Consider the following 18,517-nt stretch of genomic DNA (forward strand, 5'->3'; position numbering starts at 1 on the left):
TAATCACCGAACGTGAGTTTGGTAAGGAATGAACCATGCGTCATCGTAAAAGTGGTCGTCACCTGAGCCGTACCAGCTCGCACCGCAAGGCCATGTTCCAAAACATGGCGGTGTCGCTGTTCGAGCACGAGCTGATCAAAACTACACTGCCGAAAGCTAAAGAACTGCGTCGCGTTGCTGAGCCGCTGATTACTTTGGCCAAGACGGACAGCCTGGCTAACCGCCGTCTGGCTTTCGACCGTACTCGTTCGAAAGCTATCGTTGGTAAGCTCTTCAACGACCTGGGCAAGCGTTACGCTACCCGTGAGGGTGGCTACCTGCGCATCCTCAAGTGCGGTTTCCGCGCTGGCGACAACGCGCCTATGGCGTACGTCGAGTTGGTTGATCGTGCTACTGCTGGCGAAGCTGTAAGCGCCGAGTAAGACGACAAGCTGTAACGAAGAACCGGGCCTAGTGCCCGGTTTTTTGTGCGAGTAAGAAAAGCGCGATTTGTACAAGCTTCCGTCGATTGTGCTTGGCACTATGGCACGAGGGGAGTTTGGTAGTTATTTTCTATCGAAGCCTACAATTTAATGAATTTGTAGGCGTCATGTTGATGATCAATACTCCCTGCAAGCCGATTAGCCGGCAGTTCCAAGTCCGACCTGAGGGAAATTGAGCATGAGCCAGAATAAAATCCTTACGACCGCCAGCGGTGCTCCCGTTGCGGACAACCAGAATTCCCGTTCCGCAGGCCCGCGCGGCCCGTTGCTCCTCGACGATTTTCACCTGATTGAGAAGCTCGCTCACTTCAACCGTGAAAACATCCCTGAGCGCCGTGTACACGCCAAAGGCTCGGGTGCCTATGGCACTTTCACAGTCACCAAAGACATTACCCAATACACCAGTGCTAAGTTGTTCGAGTCCGTCGGCAAGCAGACGCCGACCTTCCTGCGCTTTTCTACGGTAGGTGGTGAGCGCGGTTCGGCTGATACCGAGCGCGACCCACGCGGCTTCGCCCTTAAGTTCTACACCGAAGAAGGCAACTGGGACATCGTGGGTAACAACACCCCTGTGTTCTTCATTCGCGATCCATTGAAGTTTCCTGACTTCATCCATACCCAGAAGCGCTTGCCGCAAAGCAACCTGAAAAGCGCGCAAATGATGTGGGACTTCTGGTCTCACTCCCCTGAGGCGTTGCACCAGGTCACCATTCTGTTTTCCGACCGTGGCATTCCCGATGGCTACCGCCATATGCACGGTTTTGGCAGCCACACCTATAGCCTGATCAACGCCAAGGGCGAGCGTCACTGGGTCAAGTGGCACTACAAAACCAAACAGGGCATCAAGAACCTGGCACCGGCCGAAGCTGCGCGTTTGGCCGGTACTGACCCTGATTACGCCCAGCGCGATCTCTTTGATGCGATCGAGCGCGGTGACTTCCCGAAATGGCGCGTGTGCATCCAGATCATGACCGAGGCCCAGGCCAACGCTCATTACGAGAATCCTTTCGATGTGACCAAAACCTGGTCGCAGAAGGAATTCCCTTTGATCGAAGTCGGCGAACTGGAGTTGAACCGCAACCCGCAGAACTACTTTGCTGAAGTGGAGCAAGCCGCATTCGGTCCGAGCAATATGGTTCCAGGCGTAGGCCTGTCGCCAGACCGCATGCTGCAAGGTCGTGTATTCGCCTACGCAGATGCCCACCGCTACCGCGTTGGTACCAATCACCAGCAACTGCCGGTGAACGCCCCACGTAGCCCAGTAAACAGCTACCAGCGTGATGGCTCGATGGCATTCGGCAGTAACGGTGGTGCGGCGCCTAATTACGAGCCGAACAGCTACGCCGATGCACCGAAGCAAGCGCCACAGTATGCAGAGCCTGCACTGGCACTTAATGGCGCGGCTGACCGCTACGATCACAGAGAGGACACTGATTACTACAGTCACGCAGGTGCGCTGTTCCGCCTGATGAGCGATGAGCAGAAAGCGTTGCTCACCAACAACATTGCCGGCGCAATGGGTGGCGTTTCCAGCGACGTCGTTCAGCGCCAGCTGCAACACTTCTACAAGGCTGATCCTGCTTATGGAGAAGCAATCGCAAAGGCGTTGGGTGTATCGCTTAGCTGACTCTAAACGATAAGCAGAACCGCCCTCATTTGGGCGGTTTTTGCGTTAAATCCGCTACTTTTCTCGGAAAATCTTCACTTTTCTGCCGTTGGTCCCGTGACCTTCGAGTCATCATGGTTCAAACTACAGACTTTCAAGCAGGGAGATGTAGGGCGATGCAAGGTCACCCCGACGTAATCGATTACCTCAACACGTTGCTGACGGGCGAACTGGCGGCTCGTGACCAATATTTCATCCATTCGCGCATGTACGAAGACTGGGGCTTTACCGAGCTCTACGAGCGTATCAACCACGAAATGGAAGAAGAGGCACAGCACGCCGACGCACTGATGCGCCGTATCCTCATGCTCGAAGGCACGCCGCGCATGCGTCCGGATGACCTGGATGTGGGCACCACGGTCCCTGACATGCTCGCCGCCGACCTGCGCCTCGAGTACAAGGTCCGTGCCGCGCTTTGCAAAGGCATCGAGCTCTGTGAACAGCACAGCGACTTTGTCACTCGGGAAATCCTGCGGGTGCAGTTGAATGATACCGAAGAAGATCACACCTACTGGCTGGAAAAGCAGTTGGGCCTGATCAAGTTGATTGGCCTGGAGAATTACCTGCAATCGCAGTTCTGATTCCCGGCAGCAAAAAGCCCCTGTCACTGCAAAGTGACAGGGGCTTTTCATTGGGCCCGAAAAAGTCAGGCCCGGTCGCGTTCCAACAGTGGTTTCAAGTAGTAACCAGTGTGTGACTGCGGCATTTCGGAAACCTGCTCCGGCGTACCTACGGCGATAATCTGACCGCCCTTGGAACCACCTTCCGGCCCCAGGTCTACCAGCCAGTCGGCCGTCTTGATCACATCAAGGTTGTGCTCGATCACCACCACGGTATTGCCGTGGTCGCGAAGGCGGTGCAGCACGTCCAACAGTTGCTGGATATCCGCGAAGTGCAGGCCGGTGGTCGGCTCATCAAGGATATACAAGGTCTTGCCGGTGTCGCGCTTGGACAGCTCACGAGACAACTTCACCCGTTGTGCTTCACCACCAGACAGCGTCGTAGCTGACTGCCCCAGCTTGATATATGAAAGGCCTACATCCATCAGGGTCTGTAGCTTGCGCGCCAGCGCCGGAACCGCGTCAAAGAACACGCGCGCTTCCTCGATGGTCATCTCGAGGGTTTCATGGATGCTCTTGCCTTTGTATTTGATCTCCAGCGTCTCGCGGTTATAGCGCTTGCTCTTGCACACATCGCACGGTACGTAGATGTCCGGGAGGAAGTGCATCTCCACCTTGATCAAGCCATCGCCCTGGCACGCTTCACAGCGGCCGCCCTTGACGTTGAACGAGAACCGGCCCGGTCCGTAGCCTCTTGAGCGTGATTCCGGAACACCCGCAAACAGCTCACGAATCGGTGTGAACAGTCCGGTGTAGGTCGCCGGGTTGGAGCGCGGTGTACGGCCAATCGGGCTTTGGTCGATATCGACCACCTTATCCAGGTGTTCCAGGCCCTTGATGCTGTCATGGGCCGCCGCTTCCAGGGTGGTCGCGCCATTCAGGGCGGTGGCACTCAACGGGAACAGCGTGTTGTTGATCAGCGTCGACTTGCCCGAGCCGGAAACACCGGTCACGCAGGTCAGCAGGCCCAGTGGAATTTCCAGGTCGACATTGCGCAGGTTGTTGCCACGCGCGCCCTTGAGGTGCAGCGCCAGCTTTTTGTTGCGTGGCGTACGTTTGGCGGGTACTTCGATCTTCACGCGGCCGGACAGGTACTTGCCGGTCAGCGAGTCCGGGTGCGCCATGACTTCGGCAGGCGTGCCCTCTGCGACAATGTGCCCACCATGCACACCCGCGCCCGGGCCGATGTCGACCACGTAATCCGCCAGGCGAATCGCGTCTTCATCGTGTTCGACCACGATCACCGTGTTACCGATATCCCGCAGGTGTTTCAACGTACCCAGCAGGCGATCGTTGTCACGTTGGTGCAAACCAATCGACGGCTCATCAAGGATGTACAGCACACCCACGAGGCCGGCACCAATCTGGCTGGCCAGGCGAATCCGTTGGGCTTCGCCGCCGGACAAGGTATCGGCGCTGCGATCCAGCGACAGGTAATCCAGGCCTACGTTGACCAGGAACTGCAGCCGCTCGCGAATCTCCTTGAGGATCTTGTCGGCGATCTCCCCACGGCGACCGGTCAGTTTGAGCACGCCAAAGTATTCGCAGGCATCACCGATCGGCAGGCTGGTCACCGCCGGCAAGGTCTTTTCGCCCACCCATACATGCCGCGCCTCACGACGCAGGCGCGTGCCGCGGCAATCCGGGCAAGGCTGGGTGCTGAGGAATTTCGCCAGCTCTTCGCGCACGCTGGCCGATTCAGTCTCGCGGTAGCGACGCTCAAGGTTCGGCACAATGCCTTCGAATGGGTGGGAGCGCTTGACGATATCGCCACGGTCGTTCAGGTACTTGAAGTCGACGTTCTGCGAGCCGCTACCATGCAGGATGACCTTCTGCTGGTCCGCCGGCAGTTGGTTGAAAGGCACTTCCAGGCTGAATTTATAGTGCGACGCCAACGACCCCAGCATCTGGAAGTAATAGACGTTGCGCCTATCCCAGCCGCGAATGGCCCCCTCCGCCAGCGTCAGGTCACCGTTGACCAGGCGCTTGATGTCGAAGAACTGCTTCACGCCCAGGCCATCACAAGTCGGGCAGGCGCCGGCCGGGTTGTTGAAGGAAAACAGCTTGGGTTCCAGCTCGCTGATGGCGTGGCCGCAGATCGGGCAGGCAAACCGGGCGGAGAAGATGATCTCTTCGCCTGGCTCGTCGTCCATCGGCGCCACCAGTGCAATACCGTCGGCCAGTTTCAATGCGGTTTCGAAGGATTCCGCCAGGCGCTGCTGCAGGTCGGCGCGCACCTTGAAGCGGTCGACCACGACATCGATCGAATGCTTCTTCTGCTTGTCGAGCTTCGGCGCTTCGTCCAGCTCATACAGCTTGCCGTTGATCCGCGCACGCACAAAACCTTGCGCACGCAGCTCTTCGAAAACGGAAAGATGTTCGCCCTTGCGCTCACGGATCACCGGTGCCAGCAGCATCAGCTTGGCACCTTCCGGCTGGGCCAGCACCAGGTCGACCATCTGGCTGACGGTCTGGGCTTCCAGGGGAATGTCGTGGTCCGGGCAACGCGGAATACCCACGCGTGCATACAGCAGGCGCAGGTAATCGTAGATTTCGGTAATGGTGCCCACGGTGGAACGCGGGTTATGGGAGGTCGACTTCTGCTCGATGGAAATGGCCGGCGACAGGCCTTCAATAGTGTCGACGTCGGGCTTTTCCATCATCGACAGGAACTGCCGGGCATAGGCCGACAGGGATTCCACATAGCGGCGCTGGCCTTCGGCATACAGCGTGTCGAACGCCAGCGACGATTTGCCGGACCCGGACAAGCCGGTGATGACGATCAGTTTGTCCCGGGGCAGGGTCAGGTCGATGTTCTTCAGGTTGTGGGTTCTAGCCCCACGAATCAGGATCTTGTCCAAGATGGCCTCGCACGGCGGGCGTAAATAATGCCGGAGTATACGGCTAAAGACTGGATGAATATACACTGTCAAAAGGCCGCTTGCAGCCTTAGATGAAAGCTGCGCGGCAAAGCGCCGCATATACCCTCTCAATCGATGGGACTGGTAGAATCGCCGCCGGTTCACACGAGGTTTTTCCATGCACGATCCCCACAGCGAACGCATGAGTAGCGGCGAGACCCGAGCGGCAAGCGGTCTGGCCCTGGTGTTCGCCTTCCGTATGCTGGGCATGTTTATGGTGTTGCCGGTGCTGGCGACCTATGGAATGGATCTCGCAGGCGCAACCCCCGCGTTGATCGGCCTGGCGATTGGCGCCTATGGCCTGACCCAGGCGATTTTCCAGATCCCGTTCGGGATCATTTCCGACCGTATCGGTCGCCGCCCGGTGATCTACCTGGGGCTGATCGTGTTCGCCCTCGGCAGCGTGCTCGCGGCTCAATCCGATTCCATCTGGGGCGTGATCGCCGGGCGCATCCTGCAAGGCGCGGGCGCGATTTCCGCTGCGGTCATGGCGTTGCTGTCCGACCTGACCCGCGAACAACATCGCACTAAGGCCATGGCCATGATCGGCATGACCATCGGCCTGTCGTTTGCCGTGGCCATGGTGGTGGGGCCCTTGCTGACTCGCGCGTTTGGTTTGCACGGGCTGTTCCTGGCCACAGGCGGTATGGCACTGTTCGGCATCGTGATCGTGGCCTTCATGGTGCCGCGCTCCACTGGCACGTTGCAGCACCGTGAGTCAGGCGTCGCGCGCAAGGCCCTGTTGCCGACGCTCAAGCACCCGGACCTGCTGCGCCTGGATTTAGGTATCTTCGTATTACACGCCATGCTGATGTGCAGCTTTGTCGCCTTGCCTCTGGCCTTGGTAGAAAAAGCCGGCCTGCCCAAGGAGCAGCACTGGTGGGTCTACCTTACTGCGCTGCTGATTTCGTTCTTCGCCATGATCCCCTTCATCATCTACGGCGAAAAGAAACGCAAAATGAAACGAGTTTTGCTCGGCGCCGTCGCGACGCTGATGCTCACTGAGCTATTCTTCTGGCAGTTCGGCGACAGTCTGCGGGCGCTGGTAATCGGCACGGTGGTGTTCTTCACCGCGTTCAACCTGCTGGAGGCGTCGCTGCCTTCGCTGATCAGTAAAGTTTCACCGGCCGGCGGCAAAGGGACGGCGATGGGGGTGTATTCCACCAGCCAGTTCCTGGGTTCCGCACTGGGCGGCATCATGGGTGGCTGGATGTTCCAGCATGGCGGTTTGTCGGTTGTGTTCCTTGGATGCGCAGGTCTGGCTGCCCTCTGGCTGGCCTTTGCTGTTACCATGCGCGAACCTCCCTATGTGACGAGTCTGCGCTTGCCGTTATCGCCCGAAGCGATCCGCGAAGCCGGTCTGGTCGAGCGCCTTAAGGCCGTTACTGGGGTTACCGATGCCGTGGTTGTTGCTGAAGAAGCCGCCATCTACATCAAATTGGACACCGAATTATTGGATCGCGCGACGCTCGAGCAACTGGTCAACCCAGTGCCGACAGCGCGCCCAGCCTAGGAGAACGTTATGGCCCGTGGGGTTAACAAAGTCATATTGGTCGGTACGTGCGGCCAGGATCCCGAAGTTCGCTACTTGCCTAACGGTAACGCCGTGACCAACCTGAGTCTGGCGACCAGCGAACAGTGGACCGACAAGCAGACCGGCCAGAAGGTCGAGAAAACCGAATGGCACCGTGTGTCGATGTTCGGCAAGGTCGCAGAGATCGCCGGCGAGTACCTGCGCAAAGGTTCGCAGGTCTACATCGAAGGCAAGCTGCAGACCCGCGAGTGGGAAAAAGACGGCATCAAGCGTTACACCACTGAAATCGTGGTCGACATGCAAGGCACCATGCAACTGTTGGGCGGCCGTCCACAGGGCGACCAACAGGGCCAGGGCGGCATGTCCAACTCGGCTCCGCGTCCACAGCAGTCGCGCCCGCAGCCAAGCCAGCAGCCACAGCGTGAGTCGCGTCCAGCGCCACAACAGGCCGCGCCGCAACCGGCTCCGGATTTCGACAGCTTTGATGACGATATCCCGTTCTGAGGTTTAACACCTGGAACACACAGAACCCCCGCTGGCTCAGGCCTCGGGGGTTTTTTATCACCCGTGATCAGCTTCAGTCGAGGCGGCGGTGACAACCATCTCCTTGAACCGCTGCAGCATCGCCGAACCGTCATCGATCCGCGTCGCCAAATGCAACGGCGCCACCAGGCTGCGGCACTCCGTCAATTCCCGATAAACGATGCCATCCCCGCGCAAGCGCTGCATCGACGCCGGCACGATGGACACCCCAAGTCCAGCAGCCACCAGGCTTAGGGTCGCGGTCATGCGCGGAGCTTCCTGCACCACCTGCGGGCTGAACCCTGCTTCACGGCAGGCCACCAGAATTGCGTCGTACAAACCCAGCCCCACACGCCGGCGGTAGAGCACGAAGGACTCGGTCGCCAATGCCGACAAGGGCAGGGGAGATCCCGGATCGATTGCCAGAGGATGATCCGTGGGCAACGCCAGCAACATGGGCTCCACCAGGATCGGTTCGTCTTGCAGCGACTGGGTTGCGCTGAGGGGCGAGCGGATAAATGCTGCATCGAGCTTCTCATGGACCAACGCGTCCAGCAGTTCGCCGGTCCCGGCTTCCTCCAGCACCACTGTCACGCCGACAAAGGTTTCGCGAAACCGCCGTAATACACTCGGCACAAAGGGATGCAGCGCCGCCGAGCTGGTAAACCCGATCGCCAGGCGCCCACGCTCGCCCCGTGCGGCGCGGCGCACCACCTCTGCAATCCCATCTGCCTGGGCGAGAATCTCACGTGCTTCGTCCAGCAATGCGAGCCCGGCCGTCGTGGGCCGCACGCCACGGGGCAGGCGCTCCATCAAGACCACACCCAGTTCGGCCTCAAGGCTTTGCAGCATCCGCGTCAACGGCGGTTGCTGCATGCCCAGGCGTTCGGCAGCGCGGGTGATATAGCCTTCTTCGGCGATGGCCACAAAGGCCTTGAGTTGGCGAAGTTCCAGCATAGGTATACTTTTCAGGTATGGGAGTGCATCAATCCTGGCATTTGTTCTCATGGCTCACAAGATTTAGGCTGTGGACATCCTCAAGAAGAAGGAAAGCCGTGATGAACTGGTCAGCCAAGCAGTACACGATGTTCGAACAGCAGCGCACCCGCCCTGTCCGTGACCTGGTCGCGGCCATTCCGAACGTTGAAGTGCACAATGCCGTCGATTTAGGCTGCGGTCCCGGTAACTCGACTGAGGTGCTCGCCGAGCGCTTCCCGCAAGCGCACATCACCGGTATGGACAGTTCCGATGACATGCTGGTCGACGCCCGCAAACGGCTACCGACATTGAACTTCGAACTGGCGGATATCGGTGCCTGGAACCCTGCGCGCGCCTTCGATGTGATCCTGGCCAATGCGTCCCTGCAATGGCTGCCGGACCACGCCACGCTGTACCCGCACCTGGTCCGCCAACTGACGCCCGGCGGTACGCTGGCGGTGCAAACCCCGGACAACCTCGACGAACCCGCCCACCAGCTCGCCCGCGAAGTCGCGGCAGAAGGTCCATGGTCGGCAAAGATCGGTGCGGTCAAACACAACGAGCGCCACACGGCGAGCTACTACTACGAACTGCTGAGCAAACATTGCAGTACGGTCGATGTGTGGCGCACCACCTACCAGCACCCGTTGGCGAGCCACGCGGCAGTAGTGGAGTGGTTCAAGGCATCGGCGCTGAGGCCCTTCCTCGCGCCTTTGGCCGACAGCGAAAAAACCGCTTTCCTGCAGGAATACCAGGCGCGAATGACCCGTGCCTATCCGGCCCTGGCTGACGGCACTGTACTACTACCGTTTCCGCGCCTGTTCATCATCGCGACCCGCTGACGTCCAAAGGACAAGTGGCGGTCATGCCGCCGCTTGCGCCTTCAAATACTCATCCGCCGACACCACGCTCGCATACCCAAACGCCAGCGACGCCATGTAAGCCCCATGCACCTGCGCCGCCGGAATCACCTGCCCATTGAACTCCAGGTCCCGCGTGGCGCACGCGTCATGAATCACCGTGACCGTGTAGCCCAGGTCCGCCGCCGCCCGCACCACCGCGTCGATGCACATGTGGCTCATGCTGCCGACCACTACCAGGTCCGTGATGCTGCGCTGTTCCAACAGGGCTCGCAGGTTGGTCTCGCGGAACGCATTCACGAAATGCTTGAGCACCACCGGCTCGTTGCCCTCGTTCAACACTTTGCCATGCAGGTGCGCACCCTCGGAGCCGGGCGTGAAGAACGGTGCGTCATCGGAGGTGAACTCATGGCGCACATGAATCACCGCATCGCCCGCCTGGCGAAATGCTTGCAGCACCTGCGCGGCTTTGTCCGCTGCGGCGTCCACGCCGTCAAGTGGCCACTTGCCCTGGGGGAAGTAGTCGTTCTGGATATCGATTAGGATGAGCGCTTGCTTGGCCATGTGTGTTGCCTCGTGATGGGTTGATGGGGCCAGTATCTTAGCTGGCGCCCACACCTGGGATTGGCTGCACCGACAATAACAGGGGGAAAACTGACAATGGTCGTGGTTGAGCTGGGCGTGTTGATCTACCAGGGTGCGCAACTGGCCGCCGTGCACGGCTTGACTGACCTGTTTGGCGTGGCCAATCGCATCGCCGCCGAGCATCAATCCGCGCAGTTGCCATTGCTGCGGGTCAGCCATTGGCAGGTGGATAGCGCTGGCACACCGGTGCGTGTTTTCAGCAGCTATCCCGGTCCCGAGCAACCGATGATGGCGGTGCTGGTGCCGCCATCGATCGGCGAGTTTACAGAAGACCAGGCACACCCGGCGCTGCTGGAATGGATTCGCCAGCAACATGCGGCAGGCACGGTACTGGGCGGTGTGTGCATTGGCTCGATCATGTTGGCGCGCAGTGGGTTGCTCGACGGGCGCAGCGCCACCACCCATTGGTCCTCCGCCAAATCCTTCGCCAGCCGCTACCCGGCGGTGCGCCTGGAGGCCGACAAGCCGATCGTCGATGATGGCGACCTGATCACCACCGCCGGCTTGATGGCCTGGTCCGAACTCGGCCTGCGCCTGGTCGACCGTCTGATGGGCCCAAGCATCGCGGCCGATACCGCGCGTTTCCTGGTGATCGAGCACAGTGACAGCGCCAGCCAGTGCGGCAGCAACTTCGCGCCGATTCTTGGCCACGGTGACACAGCCATCCTCAAGGTTCAGCACTGGTTGCAGGCCAGCGGTGCGGTGGATGTTTCCCTGGCGGCAATGGCCCGGGAAGCCGGTTTGGAGGAGCGGACTTTCCTGCGGCGTTTTCGCAGCGCCACCGGTTTGAAACCCACCGAATACTGCCAGCACCTGCGTGTGGGCAAGGCGCGGCAGATGCTGGAATTCACCAACGGCACCATCGACCATATCGCGTGGACCGTGGGCTACCAGGACCCCAGCGCCTTTCGCGCCATCTTCAAGAAAATCACCGGCCTTGCGCCCAGCGATTACCGCAGCCGTTTTGGCGTGTGAATCGTGCAGAACGCCGCTGCGTTAACGCGGCGTCGTGCAGAATAAAACAGGCCAACTGCCATCGGTTTTTCCGTAACGGCTTGATTTGAAAAGCATCCTCCATGGAAGAGCCTTGGCCTGATCCCTGCAACCTTCTGCGTACACACATGGCGGGATGGCCAAGGGGGACGCATGACCCCGATTCAACGCAAGAAGCTGGTCGTTGCTCACTCCACGCGTGAGGGCGCGCCGCTGCATGAGGTCGAAACCAATCGTGCCTTGGCACGCTGGCTGGCGCAGATCCTCGGGCTCAAGTTCGGTGGAAGCTATGACGCTGATCTACACGCGGGGCGGGCGTTATACCTGCTGCCCACACAAACCCTGGTCGGTCCCGGCCAGGCGCGGGCACTGAATATCCAAGGTCCGGAGGATTTGTGGGGCGGTTATGTCGACCACGACTTCATCTGCACCAAGGCCATCAGTCATGGCTTACTCAGCCCTGAAGCCAAAGCGCCCGAAGGGTGGTCGGGGTTGTTTGGCGAACGTGTGCGAAAAGTCGTGCTGGAGGGCTTGAGTGTCTTTGCGCTGGAGGACGCGCGGCCTGCCGCTGCACGCTTGCTGTCCAGCGGCCCCATTCGCTTAAAACCCGTGCACGCCTGCGCGGGCCGAGGCCAGGAAGTTATCCACAGCCTGGATGAATTCGAAGCGGTGCTGGCGCGACCGGATGCCGCACAACTCTTCAACCAGGGCGTGGTGCTGGAGCAAGACCTGCACAACGTGGTCACCCACAGTGTCGGCCAGAGTTTTATCGGCGATCACGTGTTCAGCTACTGCGGCGAGCAATACCTGACGAAAGATGGACAGGGCGAAGAGGTCTACGGCGGCTCCAACCTGTTGGTGGTGCCCGGTTACTACGAAGACCTGCTGCAACTCGAATTACCCGACGACGTTCGCGAGGCCATCGAGCAAGCCCAAGTCTTCGACGCGGCCGCCGATGAAGCCTATCCCGGCTTCTACGCATCACGGCGCAATTACGACATCGCCCAGGGCCTCGACAATAACGGCCAGCGTCGCAGCGGCGTGCTCGAACAATCCTGGCGCATGGGCGGGGCCAGCAGTGCCGAAGTCGTGGCCCTGCAAAGCTTTATCAACAATCCCGGCCTGCGTGCGATCCATGTGTCCTCCGTGGAAACCTACGTGGACCAGCCCTTGCCGGCTGATGCCATCGAGGTGTATCGCGGCCCGGCGGAAAACAGCGAGTTCCTTCTCAAGTACGTGACGGTTGAATCTTATGACGGCTAGAAGCGAAAGCATTGCGATCGATATCGACGACGAACAGATGAGCGGCACCTTCCTGAGCCCCAAATCCAAAGTGCCTGGCGTGTTGTTTGTGCACGGTTGGGGTGGCAGCCAGGAGCGAGACCTTGAGCGCGCCAAAGGCATCGCCGGCTTGGGATGTGTATGCCTGACCTTCGACCTGCGCGGGCACGCTGGCACGGGTATTCCTTTGTCCCGCGTCACCCGCGAAGACAATCTGCGCGACCTGCTGGCGGCCTATGACCGACTGCTGGCTCACCCGGCCATCGACACCTCGGCGGTGGCGGTAGTGGGCACCAGTTACGGCGGCTACCTCGCGGCGATCCTCACCTCGCTGCGCCCGGTACGCTGGCTGGCGCTGCGCGTGCCAGCGCTGTACCGCGACCAGGAATGGCTCAAGCCCAAGCGTGACCTGGATAAGGCCGACCTGATGGATTACCGCAGCACCTTGGTCCACGCCGAAACCAATCGCGCCTTGCATGCGTGTTCGGCATTTACCGGGGATGTATTGATCGTCGAATCGGAAACCGATGACCACGTGCCCCACGCGACCATCATGAGCTACCGTGCGGCGTGCCAGCAGACCCATTCCCTGACCCATCGCATCATCGATGGCGCCAACCACTCCCTCAGCGATCCGGTGTCCCAACAGGCGTACACCTCAATCCTGGTGGATTGGATCACCGAGATGGTGGTGGGCGAACGGTTGAGCATCATCCAGTCCCAGTAAGCGTTCAGGCGGGTGTTTTCTTCACCCGCAACGCCTTGGCCTTGGCCTCCACACCGAGGTACATCACCAACGCGATCAGCAGCGGCAAGATGAAGTAAATCGCCCGATACGCGATCAATCCGGCGAGCAGACTGCCCCGCGACGCCTCATGCTGCAGCAGTGCAATAAACACCGCCTCCAGCACGCCCAGCCCGGCGGGAATATGGGTGAGCACCCCGGCAATCGCGCTGATCAGCAACACGCCCAACACCAGTGGATAGTCCAGCTTGGCCGGCAGCAGGGTGAAAATCACCGCCGCCATCAGCGACCAGTTCAACGCGCCGAGCAGCAACTGCAGGCACGCCATGCGCACTGACGGCAGGTTGATTTCCATGCCGCGAATCGTCCACGCGCGCTTCTTCGAAAACTGGCAGGCCACCAGATAGCCGAGGCTGGCCAGTACCAACAACGCGCCAATGCCCTGCAATGCCGTGGTGCTGACCTTCCACCCCGGCGGCATGGTCACCAGGCCGCTGCTGAACACCACCCCGGCAATCGCCATGTAGCCAAACCAATTGGTGGCCAGGCTCAGGCCGAGAATCTTGGCGATATTGCCGGTGCTCACGCCCAGGCGCGAATACAGGCGATAACGCATGGCGATGCCGCCCACCCACGCGCTCAGGTTGAGGTTGAAGGCGTAGCTGATGATGCCCACCGGCAGGATCTGCTTCCACACCAGGTTCTGGCGGATGTAGGTGCGGCCGATCAAGTCGAAGCTGGCGTACACCAGAAAGCTGCACAACGTCAGTGCCCCCGCGATCACCAGAGTGCGCACCTTGAAGTCACCCAGGGTCTGCAGCACTTCGCTCCAGTCGATACGCCGCGCCAGCAGAGTGAACAGCACGATCAGCACCAGGAAAAAGGCGATAGTCAGCGGTTTCTTCCAGCGTTTGAACCGGGATTCAGCGGTCATTGGCCTGGCTCTCGATGGGTTTCAATCGTGGCTTGTGCGCCGGCAGCCATCCCGTCAACGCTGGGAAGTGGCGCATCACATGAAATACCAGAAAGCCCACGGTCAATCGCCACAGCCACAAGCGCGGTTTGCGGTTTTCCGGCATGGTCTGGCAATGATTGTTGGCGAGTGTTTCCAGACGTTCGTATAAGTGTTGGTTGAAGGCTCGGTCGCGTATCAACACGTTGGCTTCCAGGTTCAGCGACAGGCTCAACGGGTCCAGGTTGCTCGACCCAACGGTGCTCCATTCGTCATCCACCAACGCGACTTTGCCGTGCAGGGGGCGCTGGCAATACTCGTGGATCACCACCCCGTCCTTGAGCAGATAGTCGTAGAGCATCCGCGCCGCCAACTTGGCCAGCAGCACATCGGGCTGGCCCTGCATGATCAATTGCACCCTCACGCCACGGCGCGCGGCGTTGCGGATTTCCCGCAGCAAGCGGTAGCCGGGGAAGAAATAGGCGTTGGCAATCACCGCACGTTTTTGCGCCTTGCTCAGTGCGTGGATGTACGCCTCTTCAATATCATCGCGATGTTGCACGTTGTCGCGGTAAATCAGCCGCACCAGGCCATCGCCCTGGTCGGTGGACCACAACGAAGGCCGCTGCTGGCGCCGCCGCCAGCCACGTCGCGCGCGGACTTGGCGACCACTTTGCGCCAGGGCAAAATGATGCAGGTCCGCCACCGCCGGGCCCACCACCCGCACTGCATAATCCTGCTTGGCTTCTGGACCGAAATCTCCCAAATGATCGGCGGAGAAATTGATCCCGCCAATAAACGCCACCTGCGCATCCACCACCACAATCTTGCGGTGCAGGCGACGAAACCAGTTGGTGCGAAAGCCCAGTGTCTTGGACGCCGGGTCAAACATCTGCACCGTCACCCCGGCGTCCGCCAGTTCACCGAGAAACGAGGGCGTCAGCTCACCGCAACCAAAACCGTCCAGGCTTGCCACCACTTTCACTCCACGCTGCGCGGCCTCGATCAGGATGCCGTGCAGCTCATGACCCACCTTGTCTTCGAAGAGAATGAAGGTCTCCAGCAGAATCTCACGCTGCGCCGCGCGCAGGGCTTCGAACACCTTGGGAAAATACGCCTCGCCATTTTCCAGCAACTCGATCTGGTTGCCACTCTGCCAGCCATAATCCAGGTCGCGGGCCTTGGCTTCGTCCGGCGGCTGGTCGGTGGAGATATGTTCCACGGCCACGTTCATAGCTCGATCTCCACCGATAGCGGCACATGGTCGGAGAGGTGGGACCATGGCCGCGTCGTCAGCACCCTGGGGTTATGCACCTTCAGGTTGCGTACATAAATCCGGTCCAGCGGCAGCAATGGCAACCGCGCCGGGAAGGTGCGCGCGGGTTTGCCCATGGACTCGATAAACACTTCCTTCAAACCCGCCTTGCTCAGGTCGGCCTTCTGGCGCCAATCGTTGAAATCACCGGCCACCACTAACGGTGCATCGGCCGGGATTTCGCTGATGCGCTGCTCGATCAAGCGTAATTGCTGCTGGCGGTGCACTTCACGCAAACCCAGGTGGATGCAGATCGCATGGATCTCCTGGCCGGTGCCCGGCAAGCGCAGCACGCAATGCAGCAGGCCCCTGTTTTCATGGCCGCTTTGGGAGATATCGAGATTGTCGTAACGCACGATCTGGAACTTCGACAGCAACGCATTACCGTGGTCGCCATGGGGATAGACCGCGTTGCGCCCGTAGGCGAATTGCGGCCAGATACTGTCGGCGAGGAACTCGTACTGCGGCATGTTCGGCCAGTCACTGAAGCGCTGGGGGTGGCGCTCGTGGGTGCCGTGGATTTCCTGCAGGAACACCATGTCGGCGCCCACGCTGCGCACGGCTTCACGCAATTCGGGCAGGATGAAGCGTCGATTCAGTGCGGTGAAGCCCTTGTGGATATTGACCGTCAACACCGTGAAGCGAGTGATGGCGACGCTGGGGGTGATGGGCACCCAGTCGGGAATCGCAGCCATAGTTGCTCCTGTGAAAAAGTGGTGGGGCCTGGCCCTCGTTTATGGCTGACTGTGATTTTTGACGGAAAGTTTCCAGCGTCCTACAGACGGCATAAAGATGCCGCTGAAGGGGAACGATCAACGCGCAAACCCGTCAGTTCCTTACAGACTCTTCTGAAGGAGCTCGGTGTTTTGCTGAATCTCAAGACTGCATTACTGCTCGGCGCGCTGCTGTTTTGCGGCAGCGGTGCGCTGCAAGCGGCGGCCACCGCGCCGGAACCTGAAGCGCCGGCCAAGCCAGAGTTGCTGGTGGAAGGCGGCCTTCTCGGTGCGATCAGTTCCAGCATTGATGATGTGCAGCAAAAGCTGGACCTCAACCAGAACTTCATTGACGAATGGCGCCTGCGGGCCGACCGGGCTGCCAACGAAGTCGGTCGCCTGGTCAACCAGACCGCTGAGCGTTCCCCGTGGAGCGTGGCCGGGGACTTCCTGTTGCTGTCCGGTGTGTGGATCGGCGCCTTTACGCTGCTGACGTTACTGGGGCGCGTGATAGTGAGACGACTGGGGCAACGCACGTTTTTCGAACGGCGCAAACGCCTCCTAGCGGTGCTGGGCTATGTGGTGCCTTACACGATCCCGGCGCTGATATGCCTGCCCCTGACCTTGTATGTCAGCCATTTTCTGCCCACCTCCGTGGGGCGGGCGCTGGCGCTGTGTTTTGCCTATGCCACCAGCAGTGGCATCTTCTCCACGTCAATGCTGCTGTGTGTGATCGTCATGTTCAATGTCGGCCACAAGCGCCCGGCGGTGCAGATCATTCGCGGCTACTGCCCCAAGCCGCTGTTCCTCATCGGCTTTCTCGCCGCCCTCAGCGACGCCTTGACCAGTCCGCAGATCGCACGCCAACTGGGCGGCAATATCACCAGCAGCATTGCGGTATTCACCGGCCTGCTTGCGACAGTAATCTTTGGCGTATTAGTGGTTCGCCTGCGCCGTCCGGTCGCCCACCTGATCCGCAACCGGCCGTTGGCGCAGCGCATGAAACATCCGGCGCTCCAGCAATCTCTGCGGGTGTTTTCCGGGTTGTGGTACTGGCCGATCCTGTTGATGGTACTGGTCTCGGCAATCAACTTGATCGGTGCCGGCGACGATAATCAGAAGGCCCTGCGTTGCGCGTTGTTCACCACGATCCTGCTGATCGGCACGGTATTCCTCAGCACCGTGTTGCAACACCTGTTCAAATCCCGCAGCCAGGTGGCGATCCAGCGCAGCAGCGCCTACAAGGAACGTTTTCTCAGCCTGTTGCACGCGATCCTGCGCATCGCCATGGCCATTGCCTTTATTGAAATCCTCGGGCGGATCTGGGGCGTGTCCCTGTTCGAGTTCGCCCAGCGCAACTCGGTGGGCCGCGCGATCAGCGATTCGCTGAGCAGCATCGGCCTGATCCTGCTGATGACCTGGCTGTTCTGGGTGGTACTCGACACGGCGATCCAGGAAGCCTTGAAACCACCGGTCAACAAGCGCTCCAGTCGCCAACCGAGCACGCGGGTGAAAACCATCCTGCCGCTGCTGCGCAATGCGGTGAAGATCGTTCTGGTAGTGATCTGCGCGATCACCACCATGGCCAACCTCGGGATCAACGTCGCGCCGCTGCTGGCCGGTGCCGGGGTGGTCGGCCTGGCCATTGGTTTTGGTTCGCAACAACTGGTGCAGGATGTGATCACCGGCCTGTTCATCATTATCGAAGACACGCTGTCCATCGGCGACTGGGTGGTACTCGACTCCGGTCACGCCGGCACTGTCGAAGGCCTGACCATCCGCACCCTGCGCCTGCGCGACGGCAAGGGCTTTGTGCATTCGGTGCCGTTCGGGCAGATCAAGGCGGTCACCAACCAGTCGCGGCAATTTGCCTATGCGTTCTTCTCGGTACAGTTCACCTATGACACGGATGTGGACAAGGCGGTGGAACTGATCCGCGAGGCGGGCCAGTCGATCCGCGATGACGTGTTCCTCAAGTACAACCTGCAAGGCCCGCTGGAGGTGTTTGGCGTGGACAAGATGGACCTCAACGGCGTGGTACTCACGGCACAGTTCCGCACGGTGTCGGGTGGGCAATATGCGGTGAGCCGCGCGTTCAACCAGCGCCTGAAAAAGCTTGTGGATAACTGTGATCAGGTGCACTTCGCGCAGACTTATCCACAGCAGGTGTTGCTGCCCAAGCGTACGCCGCAGGTGGATGAGCCGGATGAAGACGTGCCCGCTTCGGTGGTGCTTACCGAGCAACCGCGAACGCAGTGACCCTCGTGGTGAGCGGGCTTGGCCCGCGCGG

The 18,517-nt window shown here is 60.1% G+C and carries 16 protein-coding genes; 10 read left to right on the forward strand and 6 right to left on the reverse strand.

Annotated elements, in window-relative coordinates; all coding sequences use genetic code 11:
- Positions 1 to 35 precede the first annotated feature (35 nt).
- The 3 genes from rplQ (at position 36) to bfr (ending at position 2,729) form a co-directional block, all read left to right on the forward strand.
- Positions 36 to 422 carry a 50S ribosomal protein L17 gene (gene rplQ, locus BMX59_RS21575; RefSeq protein WP_003176402.1) on the forward strand — a complete coding sequence of 129 codons (387 nt, stop codon included), beginning with the start codon at positions 36 to 38 and terminating at the stop codon, positions 420 to 422.
- Positions 423 to 660: 238 nt separating this feature from the next.
- On the forward strand, positions 661 to 2,109 hold the full coding sequence (locus BMX59_RS21580; protein WP_092250512.1) for a catalase: 1,449 nt from the start codon (positions 661 to 663) through the stop codon (positions 2,107 to 2,109).
- 155 nt (positions 2,110 to 2,264) lie between these two features.
- Positions 2,265 to 2,729: a bacterioferritin gene (gene bfr / locus BMX59_RS21585; protein WP_033900044.1), complete on the forward strand. Its 465-nt coding sequence runs from the start codon at positions 2,265 to 2,267 to the stop codon at positions 2,727 to 2,729.
- A gap of 65 nt (positions 2,730 to 2,794) precedes the next feature.
- Here bfr and uvrA read toward each other — a convergent pair whose 3' ends face one another.
- The gene (gene uvrA, locus BMX59_RS21590) at positions 2,795 to 5,629 is read right to left on the reverse strand and encodes an excinuclease ABC subunit UvrA (protein ID WP_093125529.1); all 2,835 of its coding nucleotides are present in this window, start codon (positions 5,627 to 5,629) and stop codon (positions 2,795 to 2,797) included.
- Between the two features lie 178 nt (positions 5,630 to 5,807).
- Here uvrA and BMX59_RS21595 point away from each other — a divergent pair, with 178 nt between their 5' ends.
- Together BMX59_RS21595 and BMX59_RS21600 are read left to right on the forward strand one after the other, a co-directional pair.
- Positions 5,808 to 7,202 (forward strand): MFS transporter, encoded by a 1,395-nt coding sequence (locus tag BMX59_RS21595; RefSeq protein WP_071489835.1) that lies wholly within the window; start codon positions 5,808 to 5,810, stop codon positions 7,200 to 7,202.
- Positions 7,203 to 7,211: 9 nt separating this feature from the next.
- On the forward strand, positions 7,212 to 7,727 hold the full coding sequence (locus BMX59_RS21600; protein WP_003232445.1) for a single-stranded DNA-binding protein: 516 nt from the start codon (positions 7,212 to 7,214) through the stop codon (positions 7,725 to 7,727).
- A gap of 57 nt (positions 7,728 to 7,784) precedes the next feature.
- Here BMX59_RS21600 and BMX59_RS21605 read toward each other — a convergent pair whose 3' ends face one another.
- The gene (locus tag BMX59_RS21605) at positions 7,785 to 8,702 is read right to left on the reverse strand and encodes a LysR family transcriptional regulator (RefSeq protein ID WP_175486698.1); all 918 of its coding nucleotides are present in this window, start codon (positions 8,700 to 8,702) and stop codon (positions 7,785 to 7,787) included.
- A 101-nt stretch (positions 8,703 to 8,803) separates the two neighbouring features.
- On the opposite strand from BMX59_RS21605, the gene tam reads away from it, so the two are divergent.
- Entirely contained in the window at positions 8,804 to 9,565 is a 762-nt protein-coding gene (gene tam, locus BMX59_RS21610; RefSeq protein ID WP_093125540.1) for a trans-aconitate 2-methyltransferase, read from the forward strand.
- A 21-nt stretch (positions 9,566 to 9,586) separates the two neighbouring features.
- Here the strand turns inward: tam and BMX59_RS21615 are convergent, their stop codons facing one another.
- On the reverse strand, positions 9,587 to 10,147 hold the full coding sequence (locus tag BMX59_RS21615; protein WP_093125544.1) for a cysteine hydrolase family protein: 561 nt from the start codon (positions 10,145 to 10,147) through the stop codon (positions 9,587 to 9,589).
- Between the two features lie 96 nt (positions 10,148 to 10,243).
- On the opposite strand from BMX59_RS21615, the gene BMX59_RS21620 reads away from it, so the two are divergent.
- The 3 genes from BMX59_RS21620 (at position 10,244) to BMX59_RS21630 (ending at position 13,229) form a co-directional block, all read left to right on the forward strand.
- Positions 10,244 to 11,203 carry a GlxA family transcriptional regulator gene (locus tag BMX59_RS21620; RefSeq protein ID WP_093125549.1) on the forward strand — a complete coding sequence of 320 codons (960 nt, stop codon included), beginning with the start codon at positions 10,244 to 10,246 and terminating at the stop codon, positions 11,201 to 11,203.
- A 171-nt stretch (positions 11,204 to 11,374) separates the two neighbouring features.
- A complete protein-coding gene (locus tag BMX59_RS21625) occupies positions 11,375 to 12,484 on the forward strand; it encodes a DUF3182 family protein (protein WP_093125553.1) in 1,110 nt (369 codons plus the stop codon).
- On the forward strand, positions 12,474 to 13,229 hold the full coding sequence (locus BMX59_RS21630; protein WP_093125557.1) for an alpha/beta hydrolase family protein: 756 nt from the start codon (positions 12,474 to 12,476) through the stop codon (positions 13,227 to 13,229). Before BMX59_RS21625 ends, BMX59_RS21630 begins: the two co-directional genes overlap by 11 nt.
- Positions 13,230 to 13,233: 4 nt before the next feature.
- On the opposite strand, the gene BMX59_RS21635 is transcribed toward BMX59_RS21630, so the two are convergent.
- The 3 genes from BMX59_RS21635 to BMX59_RS21645 are packed head-to-tail and all read right to left on the reverse strand — an operon-like array spanning position 13,234 to position 16,209.
- A complete protein-coding gene (locus BMX59_RS21635; protein WP_071489843.1) occupies positions 13,234 to 14,181 on the reverse strand; it encodes a lysylphosphatidylglycerol synthase domain-containing protein in 948 nt (315 codons plus the stop codon).
- A complete protein-coding gene (gene clsB / locus BMX59_RS21640) occupies positions 14,171 to 15,433 on the reverse strand; it encodes a cardiolipin synthase ClsB (RefSeq protein WP_092250538.1) in 1,263 nt (420 codons plus the stop codon). Before clsB ends, BMX59_RS21635 begins: the two co-directional genes overlap by 11 nt.
- Positions 15,430 to 16,209: an endonuclease/exonuclease/phosphatase family protein gene (locus BMX59_RS21645; RefSeq protein WP_071489845.1), complete on the reverse strand. Its 780-nt coding sequence runs from the start codon at positions 16,207 to 16,209 to the stop codon at positions 15,430 to 15,432. Before BMX59_RS21645 ends, clsB begins: the two co-directional genes overlap by 4 nt.
- A gap of 171 nt (positions 16,210 to 16,380) precedes the next feature.
- Here BMX59_RS21645 and BMX59_RS21650 point away from each other — a divergent pair, with 171 nt between their 5' ends.
- Positions 16,381 to 18,486: a mechanosensitive ion channel family protein gene (locus BMX59_RS21650; RefSeq protein WP_092250541.1), complete on the forward strand. Its 2,106-nt coding sequence runs from the start codon at positions 16,381 to 16,383 to the stop codon at positions 18,484 to 18,486.
- Positions 18,487 to 18,517 lie beyond the last annotated feature (31 nt).

The organism is Pseudomonas sp. NFR09, from assembly GCF_900111535.1.
Taxonomy (GTDB): Bacteria; Pseudomonadota; Gammaproteobacteria; order Pseudomonadales; family Pseudomonadaceae; genus Aquipseudomonas; species Aquipseudomonas extremorientalis.